Origin of the sequence: Aestuariivirga sp., from assembly GCF_020252405.1 — a bacterium.
Taxonomy (GTDB): domain Bacteria; phylum Pseudomonadota; class Alphaproteobacteria; order Rhizobiales; family Aestuariivirgaceae; genus Aestuariivirga.
Genome location: NZ_JADCDA010000008.1, coordinates 147,766 through 161,851, shown reverse-complemented (window position 1 = coordinate 161,851; position 14,086 = coordinate 147,766). Strand labels below are relative to the sequence as shown.

The window sequence follows — 14,086 nt, the reverse complement described above, 5'->3', positions numbered from 1 at the left end:
TTACTTCTTCTTGCGCGTGATGACGTAGGAGCCGCTGGCATCGAGCGTCGCGGTCCAGCCCGGCTCGATGACGATGGTGGTCGTCACCTCCTCGATGATGGCGGGACCCGGGAGGCGCGCGCCCGCGCCCAGCCTGGCGCCATCATAGATCGGCGTCCTGGTTGATTTTCCCGACGCCTCGAAGATCGCCTTGCGGTGGCCCTTCAGCGCCTTGGAAACAGGCGTTCCCGTCTTCAGCTTCGGCGCCTTGGGCTTGTCGATGCGGCCATAAAGCGTGGATTCGATATTCACCACCTCCACCGCATTGTGGCGCTCGGAATAGGTATAGAGCTCCTCGTGGCGGCGGTGGAAGGCGTCCTTCACCTTCCCGATGGTCTTTTCGTTGATCGGGAATGTGCCGATGTCCACCGTGCATTCATGCACCTGGCCGACATAGCGCATGTCGAGGCTGCGCTTCACGCCGATCTGGCCGGCCTTGAAGCCGTCAGCCTTCAGATGCGCCACGCCCTGCTTCTCGATCTCGCCGAACAGCGTGTCGATGCGCTTGCAGGCGGCGGCATTGTCGAGCCTCAAGGGCGCCGTGGCCATGTAATTATACTTCACGTCCGAGATGATCTGGCCGAAGGCGCAGAGGCCGGAGGCGAGCTTCGGCAGGATGATGGTGTCGATCCCCATCTCGCGGGCGAGTGCGGTGATGTGCGCGGCGGTGGCGCCGCCCGCTCCCACCAGCACGAAGTCGCGCGGGTCATAGCCGCGCTCCACCGAAACGCGGCGGATGCCGTTCACCATGTTGTTGTTGACGATGGTGTACATGCCATAGGCCGCGCGCTCGACCGTGATGCCGAGCTTGTCCGCCACCTTGATCCTGATCGCCTCCTTCGCCTTCCCGAGATCAAGCGGCAGCTTGCCGCCCAGGAGGCCGTCAGGGTTGAGATAGCCCAGCACGAGATTGGCGTCCGACGTCGTGGGCTCCCTGCCGCCCCGGCCGTAGCAGGCGGGGCCTGGCTCGGAGCCCGCCGACTGCGGCCCGACCTGGATGAGGCCCAGCGAATCGATCCAGCCGACCGAACCACCGCCGGCGCCAAGCGTTTCAACCTGGATGATCGGCACGCCGATCCGGTAGCGCAGGAAGTCGATATTCTTGTTGAGGTTGGTCTGGCCGTCCTTGGTCAGCGTGATGTCGAAGGAGGTGCCGCCCATGTCGACCGTGATCACGTTCTTCTTCCTGAAGGGTGCCGAAACGTAAAGGCCCGCCTGCGGTGCTGACGCGGGGCCTGAGTTGATGGCATAGACGGAACGGTCCGTCATCGCCTGGCCGATGGCAAGGCCGCCGTTGGACTGGAAGTAGCGCACCGGCTGCTTCGCCCCCAGCGAGCGGAAATAGCCATCCACCGCCTTGACATATTTGCGCATGACGGGAGCGAGATAGGCATTCACCACCGCCGTCGAGGTGCGGGTGTATTCGCGCACCTGCGGATAGAGCTCGGAGCCGACCGTGAGAATGACGTCCGGCAACATCTTGCGGACGATTTCGGCGGCGCGGCGCTCATGCTCCGGGTTCAGCACCGACCAGACGAAGGAGATGGCGACGGTTTCGACACCTTCCCTGGCGAAGACCTCGCAGGCCGCGCGCACATCGCCGTCTTCCATCCTGACGCGCACCGAGCCATCGGAGAGCACGCGCTCGCGCACGCCCTTTCTCAGGTAACGCGGCGCCAGCATGGTGGCGGCGGGATATTCCGGATCGTAGCGGAAGCCGTCTTCCTTGTGGCCATTGCGGATTTCGATCGAGTCCTCATGGCCCGCCGTGCAGATGAGGCCGGTCTTGCCGCCGCGGTGGGTGATCAGCGCATTGAGGCCCACGGTGGTGCCGTTGATGCACAGATCGCAGTCCGAGACAAGATCCGGCGGCGCGATGCCGAAATCGTCGGCGATCAGCTTCAGCCCGTTCTCGATGGCCTTGGTGGGGTCCGATGGGGTCGAAAGCGTCTTGAACAGCTTGACGTCGCCGGTGTTGCGGTTGGCGACGACGAAGTCCGTGAAGGTGCCGCCTGCATCGATGCCCAGACGATAGGTGGTGCGCATGGTCCGTTCCCCCTTCCCGATTACGCCGCCGACCTCAGCCGCCGCGTGGCGGCCATGTCGACATCGAGGGTTTCCGGGTTCGAGATCACCACGCCATAATCCTCCCTTGCGCCCCTGATCGAGACAAGGCCGTTCTTGACGTCCCACACCACCTTTTCGATGGGGCGTTCATGGGGGTTGCCGTAACCGCCGCCTCCCGGGTTCATGTTGGTCACGGTCTCGCCGGGCTTGATCGTCTCCATGATGTTGGTGCGCTTGACCTCGCGCGTGCCGCCGCGCGTCAGCATCACGCGGCCGACCTTGGAGTCGATATCCTTCGAGGCCGCCCCCGCGGCACCCATGGCGGGGATGCGGCGGCCTTCGCCGAAGCCGATGCACAGCATTTCCCTGTCGAGCGGCTCGACCTCCCAGGCCGTGCCGGAGCCGCCCCGGAATTTCCCCGCGCCGCCGCTGTCGGTCATCAGGGAATATCTGTGGATGATGATCGGATAGGAATATTCAAGCAGCTCCACATCGCCGCTGGTGAGCGCGCCGAAGCAGCATTCAGGCCCCACCGCGTGCCAGCCGTCCTGCTGCGGCGTGGCGCCGCCGCCCGAGATGATGGTGGCGAGCACCATGGTCACGAATTCCTCGTTGGTGCGCGAATCCCAGCCGGCAATGTTGAGGCCATTGGCATGGCCCCAGCTGGCCGCCACCCTGGACGGCATGGCCTTCTCGAAGGCAAGCCGCACGGCGTCGGTCAAAGTTTCCATCGGCGTGGTGGTGCAGTTCATGTGAGGCGCTGGTTCCCGCGCATTGCAGATCGTGCCCTTGGGCCCGAAATCGACGGAGACGCAGCGGTAGAGGCCCTCGTTGTAGGGCGGCGGCAGGGCCGCAAACATCATGAGGCCCAAATAAACGCCCGAATGCGAGTTGCCCTCATAGGAGTTGATGAAATAGGGAATCTGCGGCGGCGACGAGATGGCGATGCGGCAGCTGTCGCCCTTGATCGTCACCGTTGCCTTGATCTCGAAATCTCCAAAGCCGTGGCCCGCGTCCTCGAGGATGGCGACACCCTCGTAAGCGCCGTCCGGCACTGTCCTGATGAGGCCGCGCATGTGGCGTTCGGCCATGTCGAGGAGTTCGTTGATGCAGGCATCCACCGTCTCCTCGCCATACTTGTCGAGCATGGCGATGAGATTGCGCTCGCCCACCTGGCAGGCGCCGATCAAGGCGTTGAAGTCGCCCTCCTGGTCGCGCCGCGCGCGCATGTTGGTGAGGATCATGTTGAGCACGTCATGGCGCGGTTTGCCGCGATCCCAGATCTTCACCGGCGGAATGCGCAGGCACTCGGCATAGATCTCCCTGGCGTTCGGGTTGTAGCCCGCGGGCACCGGGCCGCCGATGTCGGTCAAATGGCCCTTGCAGACCGTCCAGTAGACGAGGCGGCCCTTGTAGAAGACCGGCTTATACATGCAGGTGTCGATGGCGTGGCTGCCGCCGAAGGCCGGGTCGTTGTGGAGGATGAGGTCGCCCTCGTGAATGTCGCCCTCGAAAAACCTGGCGACCGACTTCATGGCGGGGATGAGCGAGCCGAGATGGATCGGAATGTCCTGGCCCTGCAGGATCATCTCCGGCTTGGCGTTGAACAGCGCGGTGGAATAGTCATGCGCGAGGTTGAACACGGAGGAGCGCGCCGTCTTTTCCAGCGCCAGCGTCATCTCGCGCTGGGTGGTTTCCAGCACGCCGCGCACCACCGAGAGGGTGATGGGGTCCACCTTCGGCTTTCTGGGTTTGGCCGCGGCGGGCTGTTTCGCGGCCGGTTTCCTCACTGCCGGTTTTCGTGCCGGTTTGGCCATCATGCGGTCCTCTCTTCTGCGGGGCGTGCGGGACGGGGCGCTATCCTGCCGGCGGCTGACTGCATCAGAGCGATGCCTTGAGCCTGTCGTAGAGCTTCGCCTGGTCGCGCCTCGCTTTCAGCGCCTGCGCCATGGTCACCTCGACGAAGCGCGCCGCCGTGTGGGGCTGCAGCTGCCCGATCAGGTCCATGTCGGCGGAGATCACGGTGCCCACCATGAAATAGCCGCCGCCCGACACCGCGTCGCGGTGGAGCACGATCGGCTCCGTGCCGCCCGGCACCTGGATCGAGCCGTAAGGGTAGCAGGCATCGACGATGTTGGAGGGGTCCGAGCCCGCCCCGAAGGGCTGCTCGCGCGGAACGAATTCCAGCGGGCGGCCGCCGCGGAAGCGATAGCCGATGCGGTCCGCCTCCGGCGCCACCTTCCAAATATCCTCGAAGAAATGCTTGCCGGCATCCGCGGTGATGCGGTGCCAGTAGAGGCCCGGCAGCATGCGGAGCTCCGCCGGAGCCCCCGGCGCGCGGCGCAGCTTTTCCGGAATGGCGCGGCCTTCCTTCGCACCCCGGCCCTTGCCCACCGGCAGCTTGTCGCCGGCCTCGATCTTGCGGCCCTTGAAACCGCCCAGCGCACCCAGCGTGTAGGTGGAGCGCGAGCCCAGCACGGCGGGTACATCGATGCCGCCCGAAATGGCGATATAGGCGCGCGCCCCCTTCTTGAGGAAATCGAAGGACAGCGTCTGGCCCTTCCTCACCCTGAAGGAGGTCCAGGTCTCGCGCGGGGTCCCGTCGACGCGGGGCGGAAGCTCCGCGCCCGTCACGGCCACCGTGGCATCCTCGGTGAACTTCAGCTCAGGACCCATGAACACGGCCTCGAGCGCCGCGGCCCCTTCCTTGTTGCCCACCAGCAGATTGGCGGCCTTGAGCGCCAGCCGGTCCATGCCGCCCGACAGCGGGATGCCGATGTTGTAATAGCCCGGGCGGCCCAGATCCTGCACCGTGGTGGAAAGGCCCGGCTTGATGACGTTAACGGCCATTGAGCGCCCCCATCAGCTTGGCGTTGTAACCATCCATGTCCTTGTTGAATTCGGACAGGTCGAAGGTCACGTCCTTCATCTTGAGCTTGAACTTGCCCTTTTCCACCGCCGCGGCGGTGGCGTCATATTCCTCGCGGCCGATGGGCTTCCACCTGACGATGTCGCCCGGCCGGAACAGGCACATGAAATCCTTCAGGTGCTTGATCTTCTGGTTGGGGTCATAGATCGGCACCGGGGTGATGCCGAACATCTGGTAGCCGCCCGCGCCGCGCACCGAATAGATGCAGCCGAAGCAGCCGCCGTGGCCCACGGTGAGCTTCGGCGTATCCGTCCGTGGACGGAGGTATTTCGGCGACTGGATCTGCCGCTTGCGGTCCACCATCTGGTAGAGGAAGGGAAGTCCCGCCACGAAGCCCACCATGGACACGAACCAGGGCACCCCCGAATGCGCCTTGATGAAGCCGTCGACGCCGTCAAGGTTGTTGATGCGCGCGGTGTATTCGATGTCGGTCGACGTCGGGTCCTGGTGGCGCTCGCGGAAGCGCATCAGCGTTTCGTGCGTCCACGGGTCGTTGTAGAGCACCGGGATCTCGATGATGCGCGACCTGATGACGGGCTTGGCCCTGGCCGCCGCCTTCTCGATCGCCTTCAGCTCCTTCAGCATGGCGGCGGGCTTGATGACGTCCGGATCGAACTTCACCTGCATCGAGGCATTGGCCGGGCATATCTCGGTCACGCCCTTGATCCTGGCCTTCTTGACCGCCGCCGCCATGGACAGCGACTTGAAGAAGGCTTCGAGCGACATTTCCTCGTCGCACTCGACGAAGATGTGCTCGTCGCCTCCATAGGAATACCGCGTCTTCATTGCTGCGCCATCCTCCTCATGAGTTCAGTCTGTGGGCGTTTGCCTCGAGCCATGGCTCGAGCCAGCGCGTGTGGAACTGGGCCCCGGCCACACTGTCATCCCGCGCCAGCAGCCGGTGCAGCGGCTTTGTGGTCGGCAGGCCTTCGACCTCAAGTTCGTCGAGCGCCCGCGCCATGCGGGCAATCGCGCCCTGGCGCGTCTCGTCCCAGACGATGAGCTTGCCAAGAAGCGAGTCATAGAAGGGCGGCACCTCGCAGCCCTGGTAGAGCATGGTGTCGAAGCGCGTGCCCGGGCCGCCGGGAATGCGGAGCGCCGTCACGGTTCCGGGGGCGGGCTGGAAATTCCTGGCCGGGTCCTCGGCGTTGATGCGCACCTCGATGGCGTGGCCGCGCATCCGCACGTCCTCCTGCCGGACCGACAGGGGCCCGCCGCCGGCGATGCGGATCATCTCGCGCACGAGGTCGATGCCGGTGATCATCTCCGTCACCGGATGCTCCACCTGGATGCGGGTGTTCATCTCGATGAAGTAGAAGCGATGCGTCTCGTCGTCATAGAGATATTCGAGCGTGCCGGCGCCGCGGTAGCTCACCGCTTCGGCCAGGGCCACGGCAGAGGCGCAGAGCTTTTCGCGCACCGCTTGCGGCAGCACGGCGGAGGGCGCCTCCTCCCACACTTTCTGGCGGCGGCGCTGCAGCGAGCATTCGCGCTCGAAGCAGTGAATGGCGCGCCGGCCGTCCCCCAGCACCTGCACCTCGATGTGGCGCGCCCGCTCGATCACCTTCTCGATATAGAGACCTCCGTCGCCGAAGGCCGCCTTGGCCTCGGTGGAGGCCTGCGGCATCAGCGCCTCGAACTCCGCCATGTCATGGGCGATGCGGATGCCGCGTCCGCCGCCGCCCGCCGCCGCCTTGATCATCACGGGGAACCCAACGGCCATGGCAATATGCCTGGCATGTTCGGGATCGTCGATGCGGCCGTTGGAACCGGGCACCACGGGAACGCCCGCCGCTTCCGCCGCCACGCGCGCCGCCACCTTGTCGCCCATCACGCGGATCGAATCGCCCCTGGGGCCTATGAAGATGAGGCCTGCCGCCTCCACCGCGTCGGCGAAGGCCGCATTCTCGGCGAGGAAGCCATAGCCCGGGTGCACGGCATCGGCGCCCGTCTCCGCCGCCGCCTTCAGAATGTTCCCGATGTTGAGATAGGATTTCGCCGCATGCGGCGGGCCGATGTTGACCGCCTCGTCCGCCATCTTCACCGCCAGCATCCCGGCATCGACCGCCGAGTGCGCCTGCACGGTGCTGATACCGAGCTCCCGCGCCGCGCGGATGATGCGCACCGCGATTTCGCCGCGATTGGCGATGAGGAGCTTGCGGATGATCATGCTCAGCCGATTTCCGCCAGCGGCTGGCCGGCCATCACCGGCTCTTCGTTCCCGGCGATGAAGGTGATCTTTCCCGCGGCATCGGCCTTCACCTCGGTGAAGGACTTCATCACCTCGATCAGCCCGATGACATCGCCCTTGGCGACCTTGTCGCCGTCATTCTTGTAGGCGGGCTTGTCGGGCGCGGGCCTCCTGTAGAAGGTTCCGGGGAGCGGCGAGAGAAGCTGGGCCATTGTCTGTCCTCGTTTCTGGAAATGTCAGGCGGCGTCGATGCGGGGCTTCACGGCCTGGCGCACCGCTTGCGCGATGGCCACCGCATTGGGCGTATCGGAATGGACGCAGATGGCATCGGCGCGCACCGCCACATCGCCCCCGCCCACGCCCCTGACCTTGCCCTCGCGGATGGCGCGAAGACACAGCGCGGCGGCATGGGCGGGGTCCTTCGCCTCATGCTCGCGGGTGATGATCAGCGAACCGTCATCGCGATAGTCGAGGTCGGCGTAAAACTCGGCGATGAATTTGTGGCCGCGCGCCGTGTAGACCTTCTCGTGGAAGGTGTTGATCATGCCCATCAGCGGCGCCTTGAAGACATCCGCCGCATCGGCCACCGCCTGGGCCACCTCCTCCATCCGCGCCGCCATGCCATAGAGCGAGCCATGCGGCTTGATGTGGTTCAGCGCCATGCCCTCGGCCTCGAGGAAGCCCTTCAGCGCGCCGACCTGATAGATGATGCAGTTGGCGAGCTCGTCACGCCCCATCTTCATCTCGCGGCGGCCGAAGCCCTGGAGGTCGGGCAGCGAGGGGTGCGCCCCCACCTTCACGCCATGCTTCCTGGCGAGCTGCACGGTGGTTCGCATGTGGTTGAAGTCGGAGGCGTGGAAGCCGCAGGCCACATTGGCCACATCGATCAGGGGCATGAGCCCCGCGTCGTCGCCCATCTTGTAGAGGCCGAAAGCCTCGCCCATGTCACAGTTGATGACTGTCACCTGAACCTCCTGCCCTGTGCGTCCCGCGCTATCTTTTTGTCTGGTCGCATTTTCGACGGTCAACCGGTGTCAGCTTGACCTGAAAACGCTTTAAGCGCCATCCCTCCCCGGGAGATTGCGGGACAAAGGAAATATTGTAAAATCAGAAAAATTGCATCCCGCCATCGGAAAACCAGATATGACCTTGTCCCTCAAGCAGGTGCGCTATTTCATCGCCACGGCGGATGCCGGGCAGGTCAGCCAGGCGGCGATCGAACTCAACGTCTCGCAATCGGCGGTGACGGCGGCGATCAAGCAGCTGGAGGAGGACACCGGGGTGGCCCTGTTCAAGCGGCTGCCCGGCGGCGTGTCGCTCACCGCCGAGGGGGCGCGCTTCCTGCAGCATGCCCGCAACATCATGGCGGCGGTGAACGCGGCGCAGCATGCGCCGCTCACCGAGGACACGGCGATCAGCGGCACGGTGCGGATCGGCGTGTCCTACACGGTGGCGGGTTACTTCCTGCCCCGCCATTACACGCGCTTTGCACGCGGTTACCCGCGCATCCGGGCGGAACTCCATGAACTGCCCCGCAACGCCATCGAGGGCGGGTTGAGGGATGGCTCGTTGGACCTGGCGGTCATGCTGGTCTCCAACCTGCAGGACAGGAAGCGGCTGGCCTATGAGACGCTGATCCGCTCCCGCCGCCGGCTATGGCTGCCGGTGGAACACCGCCTGCTGACGGCGGAGGCGATCACGCTGGAGGACGTGGCGGCGGAACCCTATGTGATGCTCACTGTGGACGAGGCCCACCAGACCGCCGGGCGCTACTGGAAGCCCACGGGGCTGCGGCCCGGCGTCATATTCACCACCTCCTCGGTCGAGGCCGTGCGCTCCATGGTGGCGGACGGCATGGGGGTGACCATTCTCTCCGACATGGTCTACCGCCCCTGGTCACTCGAGGGCCAGCGCATCGAACTGCGCAACATCGTGGCGGAGATCCCGACCATGGACGTCGGGCTGGCCTGGAACCCATCGCGCGAGCAGAGCCCCGCGGCGCGCACCTTCCAGGAGTTCATGAGCCTGTCCTTCGGCGGCGCCGGCAGCTGAGGCGGCCAGACCGCGGTGGCCTCGATCCGGCCATCCGCCGCGCGCGTCAGGAACAGCGCGTTGAGGCCAAGCCCAGCGGCGAGTGCGGCGCCCCTGGCCGCGCCCAGCACCATCAGCGCGGTCGCCCAGCCATCGGCCTCCGCGCAGCTGCGCGCGACGACCGTCACCGAGGCGGGGCCCGCGGCGAGCGGCGCGCCACGCTGCGGGTCCATCGTATGCGAGAGCCTGCGGCCGAAGGCATCGACGAAGTGGCGGTAATCGCCCGAGGTCGCCACCGCGCCATCCTCCAGCGCCAGCACCGAATGCGCCGCGCGGCGAAGGGGGTCAGGCTGTTCCACCGCGATGCTCCAGGCCGCTCCATCAGGGCGCAGGCCCGCCGCGCGCATCTCGCCGTCGATCCCGGCGAGAAAGGCGGTGATGCCGAATTCCCGCAATGTTGCGGCCAGGCGGTCGACGCCATAGCCCTTGGCGATGCCATTGAGGTCAAGCGTGACCGGCTCTGTCTTCCTCAGCCGGCCCTCGCCGATTTCGATCGTCTCCCAGCCTGGCCGCCGCCTGGCGGACAGCGCGCGGCGGATGCGCTCGCCGGAGGCTTGCTCGGGGCCGAAGCCCCAGGCCGCCACCGCATCGCCCATCCCCACGTCGAAGGCCCCGCCCGAGGCCCGCCCGATGGCAAGGCCCAGGCGCAGCACGTCGAGAAGCCGGTGCGGAGCGTCAATCCATTCGCCAACCGGCGCACGGTTGATGCGCATCAGGTCGCTGTCGGGCTTCCAGCTTGACATCTGCCGGTCAACCTCGTCCACCGCCGCCTGCAGTGCGGCCTGCAGCGGCGCCGCGTCGAACCCCCCGCCGGTGAAGAACAGCGCCGACCAGCGCGTGCCCATGGTGGCGCCATTCAGCGCGTGGCGTGTGAGTTCAGTAGACATCTTCGGCATAGCGTCCTTCGGCCCGCAGCATGGCCGGGGTGAGTCCCGCGGGCGCCAGCATATGCGCCAGCGCCTCGCTCACGCCCGCGGCCATCTCGCGCCCGCCGCACACCATGATGCGCGCGCCGCCGCGGATCAACCGGACGACCTCCTGCGCCTCGGCGCGCAGCGCATCCTGCACATAATGCGGCCTCCTGCCGCGCGAGGCGGCGGTGATGAGGCTGGTGAGACGGCCCTGCGCATGCCACTCCGCCATCTCCTCGCCATAGAGGAAGTCGCTCGCCGCATGGCGCATGCCGAAGAACAGGTGCATGGCGCGGTGCCGGGCATTGGCGCGGATGAATCCGGCAAGCGGTCCGATGCCCGAACCGGCGCCGACCAGAATGACGGGCTCCTTCCCCCCGCCCAGGCGGAAGGCCGGATTGGGCCTGAGGAAGGCCGACACCGTGTCGCCCGGCTCCATGATGGTGAGCTGGCCGGAGCATAATCCGCCCGGCTGGCGGCGCACCACGATCTCGATGAAGCCATCCCCGGAGGCGGAGGCCAGCGAATAGAAGCGCGGCACGACCGAGCCCCGCGGGATCACGCCCATGAGGTCGCCCGCCTCGAAGCGCGCGAAGCCCTTGCCGGTAAGGCGCCGCCACAGCGGGGACTTCGGCACCGCAAAGCGCAGAATGGCGCTCGGAGCCTGCACATCTGCGCCATAGTCGCGGCGCGACACAAGCGTCAGCGCAGTGGCCGCCGGCAGCACCGGCTGGTGTTCGATGTTCAGCGGCAGGCCCAGCCTGGTTGAAAGGCCGCTGCCCCAGCGCGCCAAATCCTGCGGCGACTGGCGGTCCACCATGGCCATATCGAGAAGCTCTGTCCACCCCTTCGCCGCGGCAAGCTCCGCGACGCGCCGCGCATAGCCGCAGAAAGCGGGGAAGCTCGAGTCGCCGAAGCCCAGCACGGCGAGCGGCGCGGCAGGCGGCGCCTGCACCGCGGCGAGCTTTGCCAGGAAGCCCTTGGCGGAGGCCGGCTCGTCGCCATTGCCATAGGTCGCGGCGAGGATGAGCACGCGATGGGCATGCGTGAGCGTGCCGGCATCGAAGCTTGCGAGCGGTGCGGCATGCACCTCGAGGCCCGCCCCGCGCAGCGCCTTGTGCAGGCTTGCCGCGAAGCCCCAGGTGCTGCCGCCTTCGCTGCCCACGAAGATGACGGTGCTGGCCCTGGCGAGCGGCGCATTGCCCTCAAGGTGCGGGCGGCTGCCGCGGCCTGCGAGCCAGATCAGCGTGCCGGTGGCGCCGATCAGCGGAACGCCCAGCGCCATCAGCCCGAGGATCAGCCCGAGCACCGGAGCGCCCTGGCCCGTATGCAGCATGTAGACGGTTTCGGACACACGCTCCCAGCCGGTGAGGCCGCGCCACACCAGCATGGCGCCCGTGCCCTGGTCGATATAGCCCGCGCCCGTGCCGGTCCGCAGCGTGAACACGTCCGCCGGATCGTCGGCTGCGGGGAAGGACAGTTCGCGCAGGCCGGCGGCCGGCGTTGCCTTCAGCGCGCCGATGGTGGCCACCGACATGGGCGGCTTGCCGCTCACATCCGCCGGCATCACGAGGGCCGCCGGCTGGTCCGGAAGCAGGCCGAAGGTCGAGGCCGTCATGTAGAGTGCGGTAACGGAGGACAGCATCAGGCCAGCCACCGCGATGCGCGCGATCTCGACATGGAGCCGCCCGGCGAGCGGGCCCTTCAAAGGCGCGAACCAGCGCCGCCAGCCGCCCGCACGGCGTGCCACCAGCAGCAGGCCGGAGACGGAGAGCGCCAGCATGGCCAGCGCCCCCGCCGCCATCACGATGCGCCCGCCATCTCCGAGGAACAGCGAGCGGTGGAAGTTGGTGAGCCAGCGCTGTGCCTGGTTCGGGTCGGCGGATGCCACCGCCTCGCCCGTCGATGGGTCGATCGTCGCCGCCTCGGCCACGTCGCCATTGAACCAGTAGGCGGTGATGCGGCCCGACGGCGCGCGCTTGATCTGCTCGACGCCGGGATAATGCGCCGCGATGCGCCCGGCGAGATCCGCCACGCTCAACGACGATGCCGCCGGCGGCGCGGTGAGGCGGCCGGCCGCCGGGAACACCGACAGTGCAGCACCGCTCAGCGCCAGCATGAGGACGGGCAGCAGGGCGAGAAGCCCCGGCCAGCGGTGAAGCAAGCGGATCATCGCCACGCGGCCCTACATCGAATAGTGGAAGGAGGAGATGTAGCGGCGGCCCTTCACGGGCGTGCCTGCGCCAGCGGCGGTGAGCGGCGCCACCACGTCATTGGGGCTGTCGCGCATGTTCTCCGCCGCGGCATCGATGTGCAGCGTGTAGCCCTGGTCGAACAGCGCATCCTTGAGGTCCAGCGTCACCTCCAGCGTGCGGCCCGAGCCGACCGAGGCGCCGGTGATGCCGTTGATCTGCGAGGTGTCGCCGCCCGTGGCATTGTACCAGCCTGCGAGGTGCTCGAAGTAGCGCGTGCGCGAACCGGCAAGCCACAGGGTGCCGGCATAATTGTTGTTCTTGTCGGTCACATAGAGCGCCAGATAGGCATTGTTGCCGCCGTAATCCTTAAGCTTTGCGCTCAGCGTCACCGGCCTGGCCATGGCCGCCGTGGGCAGGGACAGCGCCGTGGTCAGCGCCAGGGCGGCAAGAAGGGACTTCATCATATTCGGGATTCTCCCAGGCTCGGCGTCAGCGTTACTTGACCTGCACCTTGGGTGCGGTGCTGTTGTCAAACAGGCCGTTCTGCGGCGGCGGAACGCTGCCGGCGGGGGCGGGCGCTGCGGCCGCGGGGCCGCAATTGCCATCGTCATCCCCGCATTCGCCTTCCTCATCGTCCGATCCGGCGCGGCTGACGCCGCCGCCCTCGTCCTCGTGATCGTCCTCGGCCAGCATCGTCGGGCGCTGCTGGTCATCCGATCCGGCAAAGGCTGAAAGAGGTGCGGCGGTATCGCCGGACGCCGCGTCATGGAGAGCGCTCAAGGCCGGCAGACCCGCGGCGGCGGTCAGGGCGGCGGATGCGAAAAGCAGGGTCAGGGTTTTCTTGTTCATGTCAGGGTCTCCTGTGTTGGCGCCACGCAAACTGCCGCCGGCAACTGAGGGCTTCCTGACGGAGGCAGATTTTCCGCTTCAGCTTGCCGTCAGGAAGAGGGAGATGGCGGGAGCCGGTGGGAGTCGGGGGACGCGGCAATTCCCCTTGGGGACAAAAGGCATTAACAGGCTGCTGAAAGACGTGTCGGTTTTAGTTTTGTGATGAGAGTCAGTCTGTCTTGCAGGACGGCAGTGATTTGCAATGCGCGGTGTGACGGAAGGGACAAGGCAGCTGTTCTCGTATGTCGATATAGAGGACCGGATTCCGGCGGATCATCCGCTTCGCGCGATCCGCTTGCTGGTGGAGGAGGTTTTGGCGGGATTGTCAGGGGAGTTCTCGAAGCTCTATTCGCACAGGGGCCGTCCCTCGATCCCGCCTGCGCAGCTGTTGAAGGCATCGCTGCTGCTGGCGTTCTTCACGGTTCGCCTGAAGCATGATCCGCAAAAGTGGAACCGCTTTTGCGGATCATGCTTCTCTTATGACAATTGCGGTCGAAAATGCGAAATGAGATCCGCTGGACAGATCGCGATTTTGCAGGCCGCTTGACGGGCCGGGCGGGGACGCTCAGCCCCTCGCAATGCGCGCCGCCTTCTCCCGTTTCAGCGGGAGAAGACCCCGTTGCGATCAGCAACGGTAGATGAGGGAACGTGCCAGCCGCTGCGTTCCCGGCGGACTTTCCCTCACCGGAAGTGGGGGGAAATCATACCTATTTCACCCAGGCGCCCGCCGCTCCGGAGCGTGATCCGCAAAAGTTGAACCGGTTTTGCGAGAAGA

Annotated in this window: 11 protein-coding genes and 2 pseudogenes; 2 read left to right on the top strand and 11 right to left on the bottom strand. The window is 66.4% G+C overall.

Annotated features, from left to right (window positions below):
* From IOC69_RS02260 to pxpA, 7 genes are all read right to left on the bottom strand, one after another.
* Entirely contained in the window at positions 1–2,085 is a 2,085-nt protein-coding gene (locus IOC69_RS02260; protein ID WP_290541890.1) for a hydantoinase/oxoprolinase family protein, read from the bottom strand.
* Between the two features lie 20 nt (positions 2,086–2,105).
* Positions 2,106–3,896 carry a hydantoinase B/oxoprolinase family protein gene (locus IOC69_RS02255; RefSeq protein WP_290541889.1) on the bottom strand — a complete coding sequence of 597 codons (1,791 nt, stop codon included), beginning with the start codon at positions 3,894–3,896 and terminating at the stop codon, positions 2,106–2,108.
* 91 nt (positions 3,897–3,987) lie between these two features.
* The gene (locus IOC69_RS02250; protein ID WP_290541888.1) at positions 3,988–4,956 is read right to left on the bottom strand and encodes a biotin-dependent carboxyltransferase family protein; all 969 of its coding nucleotides are present in this window, start codon (positions 4,954–4,956) and stop codon (positions 3,988–3,990) included.
* A complete protein-coding gene (locus IOC69_RS02245) occupies positions 4,946–5,821 on the bottom strand; it encodes an allophanate hydrolase subunit 1 (RefSeq protein ID WP_290541887.1) in 876 nt (291 codons plus the stop codon). The genes IOC69_RS02250 and IOC69_RS02245 overlap by 11 nt, the downstream gene beginning before the upstream one ends.
* A gap of 16 nt (positions 5,822–5,837) precedes the next feature.
* Positions 5,838–7,205 (bottom strand): acetyl-CoA carboxylase biotin carboxylase subunit, encoded by a 1,368-nt coding sequence (locus tag IOC69_RS02240; protein ID WP_290541886.1) that lies wholly within the window; start codon positions 7,203–7,205, stop codon positions 5,838–5,840.
* Positions 7,206–7,207: 2 nt separating this feature from the next.
* A complete protein-coding gene (locus IOC69_RS02235; RefSeq protein WP_290541885.1) occupies positions 7,208–7,438 on the bottom strand; it encodes an acetyl-CoA carboxylase in 231 nt (76 codons plus the stop codon).
* A gap of 24 nt (positions 7,439–7,462) precedes the next feature.
* On the bottom strand, positions 7,463–8,191 hold the full coding sequence (pxpA, locus tag IOC69_RS02230; RefSeq protein ID WP_290541884.1) for a 5-oxoprolinase subunit PxpA: 729 nt from the start codon (positions 8,189–8,191) through the stop codon (positions 7,463–7,465).
* Between the two features lie 178 nt (positions 8,192–8,369).
* Between pxpA and IOC69_RS02225 the strand changes: the two genes are divergently transcribed.
* A complete protein-coding gene (locus IOC69_RS02225) occupies positions 8,370–9,278 on the top strand; it encodes a LysR family transcriptional regulator (protein ID WP_290541883.1) in 909 nt (302 codons plus the stop codon).
* Between the two features lie 41 nt (positions 9,279–9,319).
* Here the strand turns inward: IOC69_RS02225 and IOC69_RS02220 are convergent.
* From IOC69_RS02220 to IOC69_RS02205, 4 genes and pseudogenes are all read right to left on the bottom strand, one after another.
* Positions 9,320–10,213: pseudogene (locus IOC69_RS02220) on the bottom strand (FAD:protein FMN transferase); the annotation flags it as partial.
* Positions 10,194–12,401, bottom strand: a complete 2,208-nt coding sequence (locus IOC69_RS02215) for a PepSY domain-containing protein (protein WP_290541882.1) — start codon at positions 12,399–12,401, stop codon at positions 10,194–10,196. The gene IOC69_RS02215 and the pseudogene IOC69_RS02220, both read right to left, overlap by 20 nt.
* A 12-nt stretch (positions 12,402–12,413) precedes the next feature.
* Positions 12,414–12,884 carry a DUF2271 domain-containing protein gene (locus IOC69_RS02210; RefSeq protein ID WP_290541953.1) on the bottom strand — a complete coding sequence of 157 codons (471 nt, stop codon included), beginning with the start codon at positions 12,882–12,884 and terminating at the stop codon, positions 12,414–12,416.
* Positions 12,885–12,918: 34 nt separating this feature from the next.
* Positions 12,919–13,272, bottom strand: a complete 354-nt coding sequence (locus IOC69_RS02205) for a hypothetical protein (RefSeq protein ID WP_290541881.1) — start codon at positions 13,270–13,272, stop codon at positions 12,919–12,921.
* A gap of 241 nt (positions 13,273–13,513) precedes the next feature.
* Here IOC69_RS02205 and IOC69_RS02200 point away from each other — a divergent pair.
* A pseudogene (locus tag IOC69_RS02200) lies at positions 13,514–13,738 on the top strand (IS5/IS1182 family transposase); the annotation flags it as partial.
* Between the last annotated feature and the right edge of the window lie 348 nt (positions 13,739–14,086).